At 60.8% G+C, this 19051-nt stretch carries 13 protein-coding genes; all 13 read left to right on the top strand.

Annotated elements, in window-relative coordinates:
* Positions 1–86 precede the first annotated feature (86 nt).
* The 13 genes from DW171_RS03530 to DW171_RS03590 all read left to right on the top strand — a co-directional run bounded on the left by DW171_RS03530 (position 87) and on the right by DW171_RS03590 (position 18972).
* Complete coding sequence (locus DW171_RS03530; protein WP_117797110.1) at positions 87–287, top strand: hypothetical protein; 201 nt, start codon at positions 87–89, stop codon at positions 285–287.
* A 143-nt stretch (positions 288–430) separates the two neighbouring features.
* Complete coding sequence (locus tag DW171_RS03535) at positions 431–1510, top strand: substrate-binding domain-containing protein (protein WP_118270430.1); 1080 nt, start codon at positions 431–433, stop codon at positions 1508–1510.
* A gap of 459 nt (positions 1511–1969) precedes the next feature.
* Complete coding sequence (gene uxaC, locus DW171_RS03540) at positions 1970–3397, top strand: glucuronate isomerase (protein WP_118270431.1); 1428 nt, start codon at positions 1970–1972, stop codon at positions 3395–3397.
* A gap of 96 nt (positions 3398–3493) precedes the next feature.
* Positions 3494–5008 carry a tagaturonate reductase gene (locus DW171_RS03545; RefSeq protein WP_118270432.1) on the top strand — a complete coding sequence of 505 codons (1515 nt, stop codon included), beginning with the start codon at positions 3494–3496 and terminating at the stop codon, positions 5006–5008.
* A 75-nt stretch (positions 5009–5083) separates the two neighbouring features.
* Positions 5084–6568, top strand: a complete 1485-nt coding sequence (locus DW171_RS03550; protein WP_118270433.1) for a UxaA family hydrolase — start codon at positions 5084–5086, stop codon at positions 6566–6568.
* A 379-nt stretch (positions 6569–6947) separates the two neighbouring features.
* Entirely contained in the window at positions 6948–8507 is a 1560-nt protein-coding gene (locus DW171_RS03555; protein ID WP_157758022.1) for an MFS transporter, read from the top strand.
* Positions 8508–8621: 114 nt separating this feature from the next.
* Positions 8622–10217: a glycoside hydrolase family 28 protein gene (locus tag DW171_RS03560; RefSeq protein ID WP_118270434.1), complete on the top strand. Its 1596-nt coding sequence runs from the start codon at positions 8622–8624 to the stop codon at positions 10215–10217.
* A gap of 131 nt (positions 10218–10348) precedes the next feature.
* Complete coding sequence (locus tag DW171_RS03565; RefSeq protein WP_118270435.1) at positions 10349–12514, top strand: pectinesterase family protein; 2166 nt, start codon at positions 10349–10351, stop codon at positions 12512–12514.
* Positions 12515–12582: 68 nt separating this feature from the next.
* A complete protein-coding gene (locus DW171_RS03570; protein WP_117778845.1) occupies positions 12583–13251 on the top strand; it encodes an SGNH/GDSL hydrolase family protein in 669 nt (222 codons plus the stop codon).
* Positions 13252–13358: 107 nt separating this feature from the next.
* Positions 13359–14597, top strand: coding sequence for a glycoside hydrolase family 105 protein (locus tag DW171_RS03575; protein ID WP_099432661.1), 1239 nt, complete (start codon positions 13359–13361; stop codon positions 14595–14597).
* Position 14598: 1 nt separating this feature from the next.
* Entirely contained in the window at positions 14599–15504 is a 906-nt protein-coding gene (locus tag DW171_RS03580) for a sugar phosphate isomerase/epimerase (RefSeq protein ID WP_158571000.1), read from the top strand.
* Between the two features lie 103 nt (positions 15505–15607).
* Positions 15608–16825, top strand: coding sequence for an FAD-dependent oxidoreductase (locus DW171_RS03585; RefSeq protein ID WP_118270437.1), 1218 nt, complete (start codon positions 15608–15610; stop codon positions 16823–16825).
* Positions 16826–17022: 197 nt separating this feature from the next.
* Positions 17023–18972 (top strand): NAD(P)/FAD-dependent oxidoreductase, encoded by a 1950-nt coding sequence (locus tag DW171_RS03590; protein ID WP_118270438.1) that lies wholly within the window; start codon positions 17023–17025, stop codon positions 18970–18972.
* Positions 18973–19051: the final 79 nt, after the last annotated feature.

The following is a 19051-nucleotide window of genomic DNA, read 5'->3' on the forward strand; positions in this document are numbered from 1 at the left end:
ATAAAACCGACCAAAATATACCTGTCCCTTTTTGGCAGGTGGAGAATGGGGTAAAGTAAGTGATGGTTAACTAGAGGAGGCTTGCTATGGCACCTATCGATATTGTTGTACTGGCTATTATCGGTATTGCGTTTGTCGCCGTGTGCGTGCGCATTTATCGCAAGGGCACCTGCGCCGACTGCGCTCAAGGTGGCGTTTGCACAGGACATTGTTCCAACAAAAAGACCTGCGCCGCACTTAAGGGCGTGGACAAAATTGCCGAAGACTTGGGCCGCGGTATCAAGTAAGGTCCGTCATCCAAGCGCCCCGCGAGCATCCGTTCGCGGGGCGCTTTGCACATTTGGGGGCGAGCGTGGCGAGTTGAAGGGTGATTTTGGGGTATCGTTACCTGTACTGTTAATTGGCAACTTATCTATAACGGAGTAACCCCATGAGCGCTCGCGTAACCATGAAGGACATAGCCGCCGAGCTTGGCGTTTCCATCAATACCGTGCATAAGGCCCTGACGGGCAAGGCCGGCGTGAGCGAATCCGTGCGTGCCAAGGTGAATGCCAAGGCCGAGGCCATGGGCTACCACCGCAACACAAGTGCCTCGAGCCTGCGCCGCAAGGATATCAACTTGGTGTTTTGCCTGCCCCGCGCATCGCGCGAGGGGGCGTACTTTTTCCGTTACCTTTGGGAAGGCTGCAACCGCTTTGAGCAGGAGGTCATCGATCAGGGCATTACGGTTGAGCGCGTTGAATTTGGCGTGGGTGGCTACGCCGATGCGCTCGAGCAGATTGATGAGCGTCTGCAGGTGGGCGAGAAGATTGATGGCCTGCTTGCCTATGTTCCGGGCGATGACCGCGCAACCGAGCTCTTGAGGCAGATTGCCGAGGCGGGCGTGACAATCGAGCTCGTAGACGGCGACCGCCCGCACCTCGATCGCCTGGGTGCCAGTCTGGCGGACTATTCCGCGGCGGGCAGTCTTATGGCGGAGCAGGCGGCAAATCTGGTCCACGCTTCTGGGGTTGACGCCCGCGTGCTCCTGTTGGCGGGCGACCCCTATACCGATTCACACTACCTGACCGCCCGCGCCTTTCATAATTACCTGCGCGAACACGATATTCCATGGCAGGTTGAGGACCTTGCCGGCGCCCATGCGCAAGTCAAACAGCTCGAGCGCGAGCTTGAGCAGCGCCTGAGTGCGCCGGATGCTCCCGAGCTCATCTGTAGCGTTTTTGCCGTTGGTTCCGAGGTGGTCGCCGACGCGCTTGTTTCAAGCGGCAAGGCCGGCAAGGTCATGGTAATCGGCAACGACCTGTTCCCCGAGAGCGCCTTGGCCTTGCGCCGTGGCATCTTTACCAATATTGTCTATAAGGACCCGGTGAGCCTGGCCTACCGTGGCGCCAAGACCTTGGGCGAGTATCTGCTGTGGGGTAAAACTCCGGCGGAGCCCGTGCAGAAGGGTGCTGTGGAGATGGTGTTTGCCAGCAACGTCGACCGCTACTGCGAGCTTGCGGGAATTTAGCCGTTTAGTCAGGTACCCCCTCTTGCGACGTGCATTTTTTGGAGTATTCAGCAATGGCGTGTCCCGAAAGAGGTTAGGACGACTGTTTTAAGTGCCCCCGATGGCGTAATTCGCCATCGGGGGCATTTATTTATGCCGATTGGGCGCAATATGAGCATCAGATAGGGCTTCGAAGACGGTGCGCGGTGCGCTCCGATGCTGAATACTCCCAAAAATGCACGGCGGAACATGACCCACCTGGCCAAAGCGCTCAAGTTCGGTATTCGGGGACGCCTGCCAATTCGCAATACATACAAGTCACGGCTCCAGTAACCGTTGAACGGGCAAAATCGACCGTTCACCCCATGGTGGTTAGGTGAACGTTCACCTTTTAAGTCGCAATGAATTAGTATAGTGAACGTTCACCTAGAGGATAACGAGCGCATCGTGCGCCCGCTCCGCCAACAAAGGGGTTGTTTGATGAAAAACTTCATGGACGATCAGGATTTCCTGCTGAGCACCAAAACCGGTGAGGAGCTGTTCCACAACTTTGCCGAGGGCATGCCCATCGTTGACTACCACTGCCACATTTCTCCCAAGGAGATCTGGGACGACAAGCGTTTTGAGAACATCACCGAGGTTTGGCTGGGCGGTGACCACTACAAGTGGCGCCTGATGCGTGCCAACGGCGTCGACGAGCGCTTCATTACCGGCGATGCCCCTGCTCGCGAGAAGTTCCAGAAGTGGGCCGAGACCCTGGGCCGTTGCGTGGGCAACCCCGTCTTTGAGTGGAGCCACCTGGAGCTTAAGCGTTACTTTGGCTACGAGGGCGTCCTGAACGGCAAAACCGCTCAGGAGGTCTGGGACCTTGCCAACGCCAAGCTCGCTGAGGCCAGCTTTACTTGCCGCAACCTCATCAAGCAGTCCAACGTCCGCATGATCTGCACTACCGACGACCCCGCCGACAGCTTTGAGTGGCACAAGAAGATTGCCGCCGACGACAGTTTTGACGTTCAGGTCGTTCCCGCCATGCGCCCCGATGCCGCCCTGCGCATCGAGCGTGGCCAGGAGTTCGCCGACTACTGCAAGCATCTCTCCAAGGTTGCCGGCGTTGAGATCAGCGACTTCGAGGGCATGAAGGCCGCCATCTCCAAGCGCTACGACGTTGCCCACGAGCTGGGCTGCCGCGCTTCCGACCACGCGCTCGACTACGTTATGTACGTTCCGGCTACCGCCGACGAAATCGAGACTATCTTTGCCAAGGGCCTTGCCGCCGAGCCGCTTACCGAGGACGAGGTCCTCAAGTACAAGACGGCCTTCATGCAGTTTGTCGCTGGCGAGTATGTCCGCCTTGGCTGGGCCATGCAGCTGCACTTTGGCTGCAAGCGTGACAACAACCGCGCTATGTTCGCCAAGCTCGGCCCCGATACCGGCTACGACTGCATCTCCAACTACACGCCGTCCGACCAGCTGGCCGATTTCCTCAACTCCATCCAGGAGTCCACGGGTCTGCCCAAGACCATCCTGTACAGCCTGAACCCCATCGACAACACCATGATCGATACCGTGATGGGCTGCTTCCAGGAGGCTCCGACCGCCGGCAAGATCCAGAACGGCTCTGCCTGGTGGTTCAACGACAACGAGATCGGTATGCGCGAGCAGCTCACGGCTCTGGCTAACGAGGGCGTGTTGGGCAACTTTGTGGGCATGCTTACCGATTCCCGCTCCTTCCTGTCCTACCCGCGTCACGAGTACTTCCGTCGCGTGCTGTGCGGCGTGATCGGCGAGTGGGTCGAGCAGGGCAAGTATCCGGCCGACATGGAGCTGCTGGGAGCCATCGTGCGCGACATCAGCTACAACAACGCGGTCCGCTACTTTGGCTTTGACCTGGATACCGTCGAGGCTTAAACCCGTATCGAATCACACCGAACTCGGGAGCGCCGTTGCCACACGCGGCGCCCCCGTTTTGCCTGCACGCTAACAGCAATCTAAGGAGAGACATCGATGGAGAACATCAGCTACGAGACGCTCGAGAAGATTGGCTACAAGGGCTACCTGCTGCCCAAGGACGCGCCCGAGAAGGTTCTGCAGTTTGGCGAGGGCAATTTCCTGCGCGCCTTTGTCGACCGCTTCTTTGACATGGGCAACGAGGCAACCGGCTGGAACGGCAAGGTTGTCATGGTGCAGCCCATCAGCGGCGCCTTTGGCTTTGCCGACGGCATCAATGCCCAGGACGACCTGTACACCGTGCTGGTGCGCGGCAAGGAGAACGGCAACACGGTTGACGAGTCCCGCGTGATCAGCGCCTGCAGCCGCTGTCTCAATCCGTATCGCGAGGACGACTACCACGCCATGATGGAGGTCGCCGTCTCCGACGATTTGGAGATTATCGTCTCCAACACCACCGAGGCCGGTATTGCCTACGATCCGTCCTGCAAGGCCGACGACATGCCGCCCGCGAGCTTCCCCGCCAAGCTTGTCCAGGTCCTTCACACTCGCTGGGCCGCCGGCAAGCCGGGCGTCATCGTGCTCGCCTGCGAACTCATCGATCACAACGGCGAGGAGCTGCTGCGCATCATGAACCAGTACGTGAGCGACTGGGGCTGGGAGGACGAGTTTGCGCAGTGGATGGCCAACGACTGCACTGTCTGCACCACGCTCGTCGACACTATCGTCCCCGGCCGCATCCGCGACCCCAAGGAGGCCGCTGCCGTGGCCGAGCGCCTGGGCTACGAGGATCCCTTCCTGGCCGTGCGCGAGCCCTTCCAGATGTGGGGCATCCAGGGCGACGAGTCGCTTGCCGAGAAGCTTCCCTTCGTAAAGGCCGGCCTGCCGGGTGTCTTTGTTACCCCCGATGTCACCCCGTACAAGAAGCGCAAGGTCCGCATCCTCAACGGTGCCCATACCGCCTTTGTCCCGGGTTCCTGGGTTGCCGGCTTTGACATCGTGCGCGATTGCATGCACGACGAGACCGTTCGTGGCTTCATGAACACCATGCTCTACGACGAGGTCATTCCGACGCTTGCCGCCGACCTGGACGTCGAGGACTGTAAGGCCTTTGCCGCCGCCGTCGAGAACCGCTTCGACAACCCGTTTATCGACCACGCGCTGCTCTCCATTTGCCTCAACTCCACGGCCAAGTGGCGCGCTCGCGATCTGCCCACGCTCAAGGACTATGTTGCCGAGACCGGCAGCTTGCCCAAGTGCCTGGCCACGAGCCTCGCTACGCTCATCGCCTTCTACACGCAGGAGCTTGTGTCCCGCGAGGGCGATGGCCTGCACCTGCGCCGTGCCGATGGCACCGAGTACACCGCTCAGGACGACGCCTTCGTGCTCGATTTCTACGCCGCCCACGCCGGTGCAGACGATGCTGAGCTGGTGCATGACGTGCTCACCAACGAGCAGATGTGGGGCGAGGACCTTACGCAGATCACCGGCCTCGAGGAGTTTGTCGTCAACGCGCTCACCGTCGTGCGCGTCGAGGGCGCCAAGCAGGCCTTCGCCAACGCTCAGGCGTAAATTCCCGGTGCGGGCGCCAGACGGCTTGCTCACGCCTCGACTTCTGCTCAACCTGTAGAGTTAGGACCATTTGTAATGAACACTATCCAGATCAATCCGGCCGATAACGTGATCGTCGCGCTGTCGCCGCTTGCCAAGGGCACCGCCGTCGCGGTTCCCGGGGTGGGCGAGGTCGTTGCCGCGGAGGATATTCCGCAGGGCCACAAGATGGCCGTGCGCGCCATTGCGGCGGGGGAGGACGTCGTCAAGTACGGTCTTCCTATCGGTCACGTGACGGGCGACATCCAGCCCGGTCAGTGGCTTCATACGCATAACGTCAAGACCAACCTTTCGGGCGAGGTCGAGTACGCTTACAATCCGACGCATCCGGTCGTTGAGCCGGTTGAGCCCGAGACCTTTATGGGTTTCCGCCGCGCTGACGGCCGCGCCGCCACGCGCAACGAGCTGTGGATCATCCCCACGGTCGGCTGCGTCAACGAGGTCGCACGTGCCATGTGCGATCAGGCTCAGGATCTGGTCGAGGGCTCGCTGGAGGGCGTTTACTACTTCCCGCATCCCTTTGGCTGCTCGCAGACCGGTGCCGACCATGCCCAGACGCGCCGTCTGCTGGTGGCGCTCTCGCGTCACGCAAACGCTGCGGGTGTGCTGTTCCTGTCCCTCGGTTGCGAAAACTGCACGCACCAGCAGGTACTCGACGAGCTCGGTGACTTTGATCGCGAGCGCGTTCGATTCCTCGCCTGCCAGGATGTAGCCGACGAGCAGGTCGAGGGTCACAAGATCCTGTCCGAGCTTGCCGACCTGGCCAAGCAGGCCAAGCGTGAGCCCATTCCGGCCTCCGAGCTGGTCATTGGCCTTAAGTGCGGTGGCTCTGACGGTCTTTCGGGCATTACCGCCAACCCCACGATCGGTCGCGTGAGCGATATGGTCGTCGCCCGTGGCGGCACGTCGGTGCTCACCGAGGTGCCCGAGATGTTTGGCGCGGAGAGCATTCTGCTCGATCGCTGTGAGAGCCAGGACGTCTTTAACGCAGCTGCCGACATGCTCAACGGCTTTAAGGACTACTTTATCAGCCATGGTGAGGTCGTCTATGAGAACCCGAGCCCCGGCAACAAGGACGGCGGCATTACCACGCTCGAGGACAAGAGCTGCGGCTGCGTGCAAAAGGGCGGATCTGCCCCCATCGTCGACGTACTGCCGTATGCCGGTCAGGCTACCAAGCATGGCCTGAACATGCTGTGCGGTCCGGGCAACGACATGGTATCCACCACGGCCCTGACGGCTGCCGGCTGCCACGTAATCCTGTTCTCGACCGGCCGCGGCACGCCGTTTGGCGCACCGGCGCCTACCCTCAAGGTGTTCACCAACCAGCGTCTGTGCGACCACAAGGCCAACTGGATGGACTTTAACGCCGGCGTGATCGCCACGGGCGAGCGTACGCTCGACGAGGCTGCCCACGACCTGTACCAGCTGGTGCTAGAAACGGCGAGCGGCAAGCTTACGAGTGCCGAGCGTCGCGGCTGCCACGAGATCAGCATTTGGAAGGATGGCGTCTGCCTGTAGCGGTAAATGGGTTCGCATAGGGCGCTATTGACCATGGCCCCGTCGGGAGTGTTCCCGGCGGGGCCATGTTTGTTCTGTCTGTTCGGGCGTGTCTTCCTGAGGGTACGGGAGCGGCGAAAACAATAAACGTTCACCTAATCGACCTCAAATTTAAACCCACTCAATACCCATGTAATCGTGATTTTTTTCAAGTCAGATGTCCGTTTAACGGCAAAAAACGACCGTTCAAGGATAATATACAAGTGAACGTTCACCTATCATATGCAATCGCGCATAATCTAGCTAAACGTTCACCCTACGAGTGGGCGATATGCAGACAGACATCGGTATGGACTCCAATGTCTTGTTACAAGACAATCGAGAAAAGAGAGGGAGCTCGATGACTAACAAGATCGGTAAAAAGCGCAAGATCACATTCTGGACGCGCTTGGGCTTTGGTATGGGCGGCATGCTCAACTCCGGTGCCCTGAGCTTTACGCACAGCTACATGGTGCTGTTCCTGTCCACGGAGTGCGGTCTGTCCGCAGGCGAGGCTGCGCTGATCAGCTCGTTCGCCATCTATCTCAACGCCATTCTGTGCCCGCTCATGGGCTTTGTGGCCGATAACTTCTACGCTACTAAGATCGGCCGCATCTTTGGCCGCCGCCGTTTCTGGATCTTGCTGGCTATCCCGATGATGGTCGCCGAGCCGCTCATCTTTGTGGCTACGCCGTTTGGTTTCCCGTACTACTTTGTGTTGTACCTGATCTACAACGTCGCGTACACGTTCTGCACCGCCAACCTGTCGCCGCTTACCATCGAGATGACCGATGACTTCAAGGAGCGTACGTACCTCACCGGCTACAAGCACCTCTTTGGTAACGCCGCCGGCTTCCTGATGGCAGCACTCGTCGGCTTTGGCTTTGGCACCTTCGGCGAGACCAACCCGTTCAGCTACTTCATCATCGCTACGATTAACGCTTCGGTCATGGCAATCTCGCTGCTGTGCGTGTACCTGTCCACGTGGGAGCACACCCCCGAGGAGGTGGCTCAGGAGAAGATCGAGAGCGTCGGCGAGGGTATCAAGAAGTTTTTCATCGACGTTATCTCTACCTTCCGCAACAAGTCCTTCCGCAAGGTCCTGTATGCACAGGTCTCCACGAAGCTCGCTGCTGCCTGCTGGTCTGCCTGCCTGTCCTTCTTCATCGTCTACTGTCTGCAGATTCCTAAGTCCTACGAGTCCGTGATGGAGATGCCCGGCAAGGTCGTCGCTATCGTCTGCACCGCCATCTGGGTCGCCCTCATGGCCAAGAAGGGCTTCCACAAGTCTTGGTACCTGGCAAACGTCGGTTGCGCCGCGTGCATCATCGCCTACAACTACTTCGCCTTTGGTCAGATCAACGGCACCTCCACGGTCGCCATCGCCATGATCGCCTATCCCATCATCTTCGCCATCTGGAAGTTCTTCTACGTTGGCTTCCAGTATCTGCCCGATGTTCTGCTCAACTACATCCCCGATGTCGATGAGCTCATCACCCTGCGTCGTCGCGAGGGCATCTACAGCTCCGCACAGCAGCTCTGCCAGCAGATTGCCCAGGCTGTTGCCGTCAACGTATGGGCTATCGTCCTTGCTGCCTCCGGCTTCATTCAGACCGCCGGCAACAGCGACGCCGTGACCCAGCCCGCCACCGTGCCTCTGTACATCTGCGGCTACATGCTCATCGGCTGCGCCGGCTTCTTCCTGCTCGCGGCCGTCCTTGCCCGCGGCATCAAGATTGACAAGGAGCAGTGCGACATCCTTTGCGACGAGATCCACCGTGTCAAGGAGGGTGGCAAGATGGCCGACGTCAAGCCCGAGGTCAAGGCGCTTTGCGAGGAGCTCTCCGGCTTTAAGTACGAGGACTGCTTCGCCCACAACAATGTTGGCTTCCAGGACGGCAGCGTAATTCCCGCCGAGTAGGGCAGGCGCATCGTCCAAACCACAGGGCCGTGCCACCGGAGATCCACCGGCGGGTACGGCCCTTTTTTAAAAACGAGTAGTATGAACTTCTGATTACATTTGAGGGAGAGACCCATGGAGACGAACGTTATCTGGCGCAATGCCCGCGCGGCCGTTATCGAGCTCGACGATGGCGGCTACTTTACCTGTGCCGATACGTGGGAGATCTTTGTCAACGATGAGCCCGCCGGTACCACGAATACGGTCGAGACCTATGTCGATGGCCTGACCCCCGGCAAGCGCAACCTGATCCGCTTTGTCTGCGGCGAGCGCGAGTTGAGCGTAGGCGTCACCACGCCGGCGGAGCCCTTTACCATCAACGTTCGCGACTGCGGAGCCAAGGGCGATGCCGAGCACGATGACACCACCAACATTCAGGCTGCCATCATGGCCTGCCCCAAGGGCGGGCGCGTGCTGATCCCCGCCGGCAACTACCGCATCAAGTCCCTCTTCCTTAAGAGCAATATCAACATCGAGCTTGCCGAGGGCGCGGTGCTGCTGACCCGCCACGACCGCGCCGCGCTTGCCTACATTCCGGGCACGGTCACGGGTGACGAGGGGGCTGGGTACGCCGGCACCGATATGCTGCCCCTGGGCCGTTGGGAGGGCGAGAGCTTCTCGACCTACTGTTCGACCTTTACGGGCCTGAGCGTGCACGACGTGTGCATCTATGGCCGCGGCGCCATCGACGGCCAGACCGATTTTGCCGAGGACAACTGGTGGAACAAGGACTTTAAGAACATCTTCCGTCCCGAGGAGGGCCGCGAGATCGCCCGCCCGCGCATGATCTTCCTGTCCGAGTGCGAAAACGTGAGCCTTGCCGGCTTTACCGTGCGCAACAGCCCGGCGTGGAATATCCATCCCATTCTGTGCGAGCACGTCGATGCCCTGTGCCTGTCCATCGAGGGTCCCAAGAACTCCCACAACACCGACGGTTTCGATCCCGAGAGCTGCGGTTTTGTCCGCATCCTTGGCTGTCAGTTCTCGGTGGGCGACGACTGCATCGCCATCAAGAGCGGCAAACTGGGCATTGAACCCGAGCTCCGTCCCGCCACGCACGACGTGCTGATCTCGCACTGCTACATGCACGACGGCCACGGCGCCGTGGTGCTGGGATCCGAGGCCGCCGGCGGCATCAAGGACCTCACCGTGAGCAAGTGCCTCTTTGAGCGCACCGACCGCGGCCTGCGCGTCAAGACACGCCGCGGACGCGGCAAGGACGCCGTCAACGAGGGCATCACCTTCGAGCACATTCGCATGGATAAGGTGCTCACGCCCTTCGTGGTCAACTCGTTCTACTTCTGCGACAAGGACGGCAAGACCGACTACGTGCAGTCTCGCGAGGCGCTGCCCGTCGACGACCGTACGCCCGGCTTTGGCGCCACGACGTTTTGCGATATCGAGGCCACCAACTGCCATGCGGCCGCGGCCTATATCACGGGCCTTCCCGAGAGCAAGGTGACGCGCCTGACGTTCCAGGATGTCCATGTGACCTTTGCCGCCGATGCCGAGCCCTTTGTGCCGGCCATGGCCTGCGGCGTGGAGCCCATGGTGCGCCAGGGCATCATCGCGCAGAACGTGAAAGTCCTCGACCTGCAGAACGTGCGCATCGAGGGTCAGGATGGCGACGAGCTGCAGCTGCAAAACGTCGACAAGGTTATCCGCGCGTAGGGTAGTGCTCCTGCACAAGTGAATACGGCATGTTGAGGCGTGCGACGGTCGGGTCTGCCCGGCTGTCGCACGCAATCTATAGGTGCCGGCATTGCATGGTGGGTGTTCTGTGACAGAAAGCGTAATGACAGATGAGTGGTAAAGAGCAGCTCTTTGAGGTATCGCTCGAACGCGAAGGCGCGTATCGCAGCATTTCGGCGGCGCTCGAGGCGGCGGAGCGGTGCGTGTCCGATACGACCGTGCCGGTGCGTGTGCTGGTGGCGCCGGGCGAGTATCGCGAGCAGGTCGAAATTCGTCGTCCGCATGTGACGCTCGAGGGCGAGACGGCCGACAGCGTGCGTATCGTGGGAGGCCTGGGTGCCAAGATGCCTTCGGAAGATGGTAGCGGCCAGGATGGAAGACTCGGCACCTTCCGTACGTACACGGTGCTGGTCGATGCCGACGACGTGACGCTTGCGGGTCTAACAATCGAAAACAACGCCGGTGATGGGCGCGAGGTCGGCCAGGCGATTGCCCTGTATGCCGATGGTGACCGCCTGGTTGTCGATGCCTGCTGCATTAAGGGACACCAGGACACGCTCCTTTTGGGGCCGCTGCCGCCGCGCGAGGCCAAGCCGGGCGGCTTTATAGGCCCCAAGCAGTTCGCCCCGCGCCGCGTGGGGCGGCAGTATTTTCGACGTTGCCGGATCGAGGGCGATGTCGACTTTATCTTTGGCGGCGCGCGTGCCTACTTTGAGGGGTGTGAGATTCGCTCGCTCAACCGCGATATGGATGTCAACGGGTATGTAACGGCAGCCTCCACGCCCCAGGGCGAGCCGTACGGATTTGTGTTTCATGGCTGTTCGTTTACAGCCGATGAGGGCATTGCCCCCGGATCGGTCTATCTGGGTCGTCCATGGCGCGAGTGGGCCCAGACCGTTTTGCTCGAATGCTGGCTGGGCCCCCATATTTCACTCGAGGGTTGGTGGGATTGGAATAAGCCAGCGGCACATGACGGCACCCTGTATGCCGGCGGTGCCCTGTTTGGCCCGGCGGGTGATACTGCCGCTTGGGTGCCGTGGGCGCATTGCCTGACCGGTCAGGATTCCGAACGCTATGCGCGTGACCGAGTGCTTGCCGGCACGGATGGTTGGGATCCCGAGGGCGGCGACGGTGATGCGGTAGAGACGGCCGGGCTATCTGCCAATGGCCGCACCGTGCACATCGAGACGTACTACGAGGACGAACCTGCGCTGCGCGCCCGACTGAAGCGCGAGGGGCGCTCGGCCGCATTTACGGGCAAGACTCCCACAGACTTTGAGGCATGGAAGGCTGCGACCAGGACTCGTCTGTACGATATTTTGGGTCTTTCGCTTATGGACCGCGCCCCGATTGAGATTCGTGAGCTCAATCGCGTGCGGGTTGCCGGCAGCATCGTGCGTACTCATGCGGTGCTGCAGGTTGAGCACGATGTGTGGATGCCGTTTTACCTGTTGGAGCCGTCCCGCCCCAAGCTTGACGAGCGGGGACTCAAGCGCTGCTATATCTGCCCGCATGGTCACCAGGGGGCGGGTGCTGCAAGCATAGCCGGCGTTGCGGGCGTGCCGGCGGTCGACGATGCCGTGCGTAAGTTCAATTACGACTACGGTCTGCGTTTGGCGCGCATGGGTTATGTGACCGTCTGCCCCGATGCGCGTGGTTGGGGATACCGTCGTGACTGGAAGGGTCAGGGCGACGACGAGAACAGCTACCTGCGCGGTACGTGTCTGAATCAAGCACGTATGGCCGAGCCGCTGGGTCTTACGGTCGCGGGCCTCAACGCCTGGGACAACATGCGCTTGATTGATTACTTGGAGACACGCGGTGACATTGCCATGGACGACCTGGGCTGCTTTGGTTTTTCGGGCGGCGGTTACATGACGTTGTACCTGTCCGCGCTCGACCCGCGCGTGCGCAAGGCGTTTGTCTCGGGCTATCTGTACGGCGTTGATGATTCGCTACTGCACCTCAACGGCAATTGCAGCTGCAATTACACGCCTGGACTCTGGCGTCTGCTCGACATGGGCGACATTGCATCGCTTGTCGCGCCACGGCCGCTCTTGGTTCAGAGCTGCGAGAAAGACCATCTCAACGGCGCCCGCGGGCTTGCGAACGTAGACGAGCAGCTCGATATCGTTCGCGACGCCTACGCGCTGCTGGGCAAGGACGAAAACCTTCTGCACGAGGTCTGCCCGGGTGGACACCACCTGGGCGTGGCGCATCTTGCCGAGGATATCGAATGGCTCGATTCGCAAGTTGCGGAATACGCCCACGCATAGCCCCTCGGATGTTGTGAATGAACGGTATGTACCTGTATGACCGCCGGTGTGCGGGTGAGGAGAAGAATATGGAAACGAAAAACTTGAGCGAATCGACCGTCTGCTGCTTTGGCGATTCGACCACCTGGGGCGATAACGGATGCGGCGGGGGAGGCAACGACATCTCTTGGACCTCGCACCTGGGTGCGCTGCTGGGCGGCGCTACGATCGAGAACTTTGGTATTAAGGGTTCGCGTATTGCCGTCAAGGCCGACCGTAGCGATTCGTTTGTTGAGCGCTTGGACGGCATCGATCACACGGCAGATATCTGCATCGTCTTTGGCGGCGTTAACGACTTTAGCCGTAACGTGCCGCTGGGAGAGCTGGGCAGCACGGACGTGCACGAGTTCTACGGTGCGCTCGACTACCTGATCCGCACCATCACGGCGCGCTCGCCTCAGGCAAAGCTGATGTTTATGACGCCGTGCAAGACGAGCGGCAAACACGAGAAGGATATTCCGGCAAGCAACGAGGCCAACCATCTGGGCCTGACGCAAGACGCCTATGTGCGCGCGATGCTGGAGGTCTGCGATCGCTACTCGGTGCCGGTGATCGACCTGTATGCGCAAAGCGGCATCAGCCCGTTTTTGCCGGAGCACCGCGAGCTCTACATGCCGGACGGTCTGCATTACAGCCCTGCCGGCTATGAGCGCCTGGCGCATCGCATCGCTGCGGGCCTCACCGCCGTTTGCCGTTAAAAGTTTGCCGTTCACGGGGATTATAGGGTTAACGTTCACCCTATAATCCCCGTTCGCGTTACACTAGGGGAAACGTTCACCCATCAATAACGTCAGAGGGGACAGCAATGGGTTGCAATCAGATTCTGGACCGTTATATCGAGCAGTTGATCGAGACCTCTACGCCTCAGGCGCCGGCCTGGAATATCGAAAAGCTTCGCGCCGGCAAGGAGAACACCTGGAATTACATTGACGGCTGCATGATCAAGGCGCTCATCGAGCTGTACGAGATCACCGGCGAGCAGCGTTACCTGACCTTCGCCGACGACTATATCGACTTCTTTGTCCAGGATGACGGCACCATCAAGCATTACGATCCCCAGGAGTACAACCTCGACAACGTCAACGCGGGCAAAACCCTCTACAAACTCTATGACCTGGTGGGCAAGCCCAAGTACCGTGCCGCCATGGATACCATCTACCGTCAGCTCGAGACCCAGCCGCGTACCAAAGAGGGTGTGTTTTGGCACAAAGCCGTCTACCCCAACCAGATCTGGCTCGACGGCATGTACATGGCGCAGCCGTTCTACATGCAGTACGAGCTGAGCTTCCACAACCGCCGTGCCTGCTCGGATAGCTTCCATATGTTCCAGGTGGTGCACGACCTGATGCGCAACCCCCTCAACGGCCTGTACTATCACGCCTACGACGCGAGCCGCAAGCAGTTCTGGTGCGATCCCGTCACCGGCCTTTCGGCCAACTTCTGGCTGCGCGCCGAGGGCTGGTTCGCCATGGCGCTCATCGATACCTGGGAGCTCATGCCGCCCTCGATGTCGGCCGAGAAGGACGAGATCCGCAAGATGTTCCACGACCTGATCGACGCCATGCTGCCGTATCAGGACGAGAAGACCGGCATGTGGCACCAGGTCATCAACCTGCCCAATATCGCCCCCAACTATCTGGAGGAGTCGGGCAGCGCCATCTTTGCCAACGCCATCATGAAGGGCGTGCGCCTGGGCGTGCTGGGCGAGCGCTACTACCAGTACGGCCGCCGTGCGTTTGACGGCATCTGCGACACGTGCCTGTCCGAGCGCGACGGACAGCTGGCGCTCGACAACATCTGCCTGGTGGCGGGTCTTGGCAACACCGCGCACCGCGAGGGCACGTTTGGCTACTACATGAGCGAGCCCGTCGTCAAAAACGACGCGAAGGGCGTGGCGCCGCTGGTGCTCGCCTATATCGAGACTATGCATCATGACAAGTTGGCCGGTAAGCGCGATCCGCTCGCCCCTTCGGGCGTGTGCTCCATCGATGACCCGTTTGGCGGCTACACGCCGGGCATCAATGCTCATAAGGGGCGTGAATAGCGTGGGGGCCATTACTCCGGGCGTGCGTTTACACGACCTTCCGCAGGGGACCGTCGAGGAACGCATTCGCATGGCAGGAGAGCTGGGCTTTTCGTGCATTCAGCTGCCGAGCAAGGTGCTCTACGCATCAATGGGAATCGATCGATGCGGTCTGACCCGCGAGCTCGCCGAGCATTTGCGTGCGGTGCTCGATGAGGCGGGCGTTTCGGTCGCCGTGCTCGGCTGTTATAAGAATCTGGCGACGCCCGATCGACAACAGCTCACGGATAACTTTGCCGAGTACGAGGCGTGCTTGAACTTTGCTCAGATGCTCGGCGGCTGTCCGGTTGGCACCGAGACCGGTCGTCCCAATGCGCAGAACTGCGTTGCTGACGACCGTATGACCGACGAGGCACTCGATGCGTTTATGGATGGACTCGCGCGCGTCTGCGAGTGCGCCGAGGCCGTGGGTGGGCAAATACTGATCGAGCCCGGCTGGAACGAGACGGTCAACACGCCAGATCGCTGCCGTGAGGTGCTGGAGCGCGTCCCGAGCCCGGCGCTCGGCGTGATCTACGACCCGGTGTCGCTGCTGCATCCCAGCGTCGTTGGCGAGGCGCAGGAAATCACCGCGCGTATGCTCTACTTATGCGGCAGTAAGATTCGCGTGCTGCACGCCAAGGATTTTGAGGTCGTCGACAACGAGGACGAAGCCGGCTGGTGCGATGGTACGGGTTCTCGCCTGGTGTGCCACGGCGTGGGCGAGACGGGCCGCTATGACTTTGAGCCCGTGGTGGCCTGGGCGGCTGCCGCCTGTTCGGGGATTCCTTGTGTGGTCGAGAACAGCGTGCCGGCGACGGCGGCTAGCTGCCTGGCGACACTCGAGCGCATGTCCGCTCGCTGCGGGGCTCCGCATCGCGAGATATAGCATTGGCTTTTGCCGTGGCGGCATATTGAGTTTGCTTGACTGGGGGCGGCGGTGAAGGGTTTTTATCGTCGCCTCATTGGATTACATCAAAAAGGGGAGTTGCGTGGCTATCCACATTGTCGAAGAGGCGAATCGTTGCCTAGGTTGCAAAAGGGCGTTCTGCCAGCTTAAAGGCTGCCCGGTGCAGACGCCTATTCCGCAGGTCATTGACTTGTTCAAGCAGCGTCGTCTGGAAGAGGCAGGTGAGCTGCTGTTCCAGAACAACCCCATGAGCGCGGTCTGCTCCATGATCTGCAACCATTCGGGCCAGTGCGAGGGCGCGTGCATTCAGGGCCGTAAGGGCGCACCGGTGCATTTTTCGAGTATCGAGAACTATATCTCGACGGCATATTTGGACCGTAAGGAGTGGAAGCCCGCGCCGTCGTGCGGCAAGCAGGTTGCCGTGGTCGGTTCCGGTCCTGCCGGCATTACCGTGGCCATTAAGATGGCCCAGCTGGGCTGTGCCGTCACGGTGTTTGAGCAACGCCCCGAGATCGGCGGCGTGCTGGAGTACGGCATCCCCGAGTTTCGCCTGCCCCGTGCTCTCGTGCAAAAGTACCGTCACGTGATGTGCTCGCTTGGCGTACGCGTCCGTCCCTCGACCACCATTGGCGGCGCGCTGCATATCGACGACCTGTTGCGCGACGGCTACGATGCGGTCTTTGTCGGTACCGGTACCTGGCGCGCCCGCAAGCTGGGTATTCCCGGCGAGTCGCGTGGTAACGTACTGTTTGGTATCGATTACCTGGTCGATCCCACGAGCGTGGCGATCGGTCAGAACGTGGCGGTTATCGGCGCCGGCAACGTGGCCATGGATGTTGCCCGCACGGCTCTGCGCTCGGGCGCTCGCAAGGTTACCGTGTATGCCCGATCGCGCCATATCTCGGCCATCGATGACGAGGTGGAGCTGACCGAGCTTGACGGTGCCGAGATCGTGCGCGGCAAGGCGATTTGCGCCATCGACGATAACGGTCCGGTTTTCGAGACGGCTATCTTTGACGAGGACGACAACGTGGTGGGCTACGAGGAAGAACTTGACCATGTGCCCGCCGACACGGTTGTGATTGCGGCCTCGCAGGTGCCCAAGGACAAACTGGTGCTTACGACGGGCGGTCTGGAGACCGACCATCGCGGTCTTCTTTCGGTCGATGAGTGCGGCATGACCACCGTGCCTGGCGTCTTTGCCGCCGGCGACGTGGTCAACGGCCCGCTCACCGTGGTCCATGCCGTAGCCGGCGCCAAGCTCGCCGTCGAAGGCATGACCAGCTACCTGGGCCTCTAACCCATCCCATCCATCAGTTGCGGTGGAATACGGACTGTTTTGGCTGTCAAAGGCCTCATCTACTCCGTATTCCACCGCAACTTTTTGTGGGCTGAGTAAAAGCCGGGGGAGCGTGTACGGTCGGGTACAGCGCGGTTACTGATACGATAAGTACGTTAGCAACTGCCGCCGAGCGGCTCAAACGAAAGGAACCCTGTATGGAGTCTTCCGCCTACCCGATGCTCTTTAGCCCGATCAAGGTCGGTACGACCGAGGTCAAGAACCGCGTCTTTATGCCGCCGGTGTCCACCAACCTGGCCGATCATGGCTATGTGACTGACGACTTGGTCGATCACTACCGTGCCCGCGCCAAGGGCGGTGTGGGCCTGATCATCACCGAGGTCGTGACGGTCGAGCCCACCTATACCTATCTGCCGGGCGACATGTGCTGCTACGATGACACGTTCATCTCTGGCTGGGAAAAGCTCGCCGCGGCCGTCCACGAGTATGGCTGCAAGATCATGCCGCAGCTCTTCCACCCCGCCTACATGGCCTTCAACATCCCGGGCACGCCGCGCCTGATCGCTCCGTCCTTTGTGGGTCCGTCCTATGCCCGCGAGGCGCCGCGCCCTATCACGGTCGATGAGATCCACGAGCTCACGCATCAGTTTGGTGACGCTGCCGTGCGCATGCAGAAGGCCGGTGTCGACGGCGTCGAGGTCCATGCGGCACACGCCCACGGCATGCTCGGCGGCTTTTTGACCCCGCTCTATAACAAGCGCACCGACGAGTACGGTGGCTCGCTCGACGCCCGCATGCGCTTCCTGCTCGAGGTCATCGCCGAGATTCGCGAGCGCTGCGGCAAGGACTTTATCATCGACGTCCGTATCTCGGGCGACGAGTACACCGATGGCGGCCTGACCCTCAACGACATGATCTATGTCTCGCGTCGCTTGGAGAAGGCCGGCGTCGACATGATCCACGTGTCGGGCGGCACCACCATCAAGCGCGGTTCTGCAATTCCCGCCGCCGGCACGCAGCAGGCCTCGCACGCCGCCTGCTCGCGCGAGATCAAAAAGCACGTCAACATTCCCGTTGCCACGGTCGGCCGCATTAACGAGGCATGGATTGCCGAGGAACTGATCGAGGACGGCGCCGCCGACATCTGCATGATGGGCCGTGCCAATCTGTGCGATGCCGAGTTCTGCAACAAGGCGGCTGCCGGCAACGCCGACGAGATCCGTCCCTGCATCGGCTGCCTGCGCTGCCTGAACGGCATCATGTTTGGCAAGCGCATCTCCTGCACCGTCAACCCGGACGTGGAGCGCGACGAGGCCGGCTATGAGCCTGCCGCCGAGGCCAAGAACGTGCTCGTTGTGGGCGCCGGTCCTGCGGGCATGGAGGCAGCCTACATTGCCGCCAAGCGCGGCCACAACGTGGTGCTCGTGGATAAGCAGGACGAGCCGGGCGGCGAGATGCGCATCGCGGCCGTTCCGCCGGCAAAGCAGGAGCTCACGCGCGTGATCAAGTATCAGTACCGTCGCCTGGCCGAGGCCGGCGTCACATGCGTCTTTGGTACCGAGCTGACCGCCGAGGACATCCAGCGCGACTACGCGGGTTACGAGGTTGTCCTGGCCTATGGCGCCGAACCCATCGCCCCGGCCTTTATGCAGGGCTTTAAGCAGGTCATGACGGCTGATGACCTGCTGGGCGGCAAGGCTTTCCCGGGCAAGAAGATTGTCATTGTGGGCGGCGGCACCGTTGGCTGCGAGACGGCCGATTACCTGGCCCCGTTGGTCAACGATCTGTCGCCGGCAAACCGCGACGTCACCGTTATCGAGATGACCAAGACGCTCGCCGCCAACGAGGGCGGCGCCGGTCGCGCGGTCCTCATCACGCGTATGCTTTCCAAGGGCGTTCACGTGCTGACCGAGGCCAAGGTGACCGAGATTACCGAGGACACCATCAGTTACGAAAAGGACGGCGAGGTCCACACCATCGCCGACGCCGACACGCTGGTGCTTGCCATGGGTTACCGCCCCAACACCAAGCTGGCCGATGACCTTGCCGTTGCCGGCGTTGCCACCCACGTGCTGGGCGATGCCCAGAAGTGCGGCAACATCCGCGACGCCATCGGCGACGGCTACAAGGTCGCCTGCGAGCTGTAGGCTCTTGGCAAATAGGGGAGCGGCCGCCTTGCGGTGACTTAAGCGATAGCCAATCTAAAAAGGCGCCGCGACACATGGA

The sequence above is a fragment of the Collinsella sp. AM15-2 genome, from assembly GCF_003471985.1.
Taxonomy (GTDB): domain Bacteria; phylum Actinomycetota; class Coriobacteriia; order Coriobacteriales; family Coriobacteriaceae; genus Collinsella.

What these genes read in the sequence shown, in the direction of transcription:
- DW171_RS03530 (WP_117797110.1), top strand. Translation starts at nt 87, where the DNA reads ATGGCACCTATCGATATTGTTGTACTGGCTATTATCGGTATTGCGTTT.
- DW171_RS03535 (WP_118270430.1), top strand. Translation starts at nt 431, where the DNA reads ATGAGCGCTCGCGTAACCATGAAGGACATAGCCGCCGAGCTTGGCGTT.
- uxaC (WP_118270431.1), top strand. Translation starts at nt 1,970, where the DNA reads ATGAAAAACTTCATGGACGATCAGGATTTCCTGCTGAGCACCAAAACC.
- DW171_RS03545 (WP_118270432.1), top strand. Translation starts at nt 3,494, where the DNA reads ATGGAGAACATCAGCTACGAGACGCTCGAGAAGATTGGCTACAAGGGC.
- DW171_RS03550 (WP_118270433.1), top strand. Translation starts at nt 5,084, where the DNA reads ATGAACACTATCCAGATCAATCCGGCCGATAACGTGATCGTCGCGCTG.
- DW171_RS03555 (WP_157758022.1), top strand. Translation starts at nt 6,948, where the DNA reads ATGACTAACAAGATCGGTAAAAAGCGCAAGATCACATTCTGGACGCGC.
- DW171_RS03560 (WP_118270434.1), top strand. Translation starts at nt 8,622, where the DNA reads ATGGAGACGAACGTTATCTGGCGCAATGCCCGCGCGGCCGTTATCGAG.
- DW171_RS03565 (WP_118270435.1), top strand. Translation starts at nt 10,349, where the DNA reads ATGAGTGGTAAAGAGCAGCTCTTTGAGGTATCGCTCGAACGCGAAGGC.
- DW171_RS03570 (WP_117778845.1), top strand. Translation starts at nt 12,583, where the DNA reads ATGGAAACGAAAAACTTGAGCGAATCGACCGTCTGCTGCTTTGGCGAT.
- DW171_RS03575 (WP_099432661.1), top strand. Translation starts at nt 13,359, where the DNA reads ATGGGTTGCAATCAGATTCTGGACCGTTATATCGAGCAGTTGATCGAG.
- DW171_RS03590 (WP_118270438.1), top strand. Translation starts at nt 17,023, where the DNA reads ATGGAGTCTTCCGCCTACCCGATGCTCTTTAGCCCGATCAAGGTCGGT.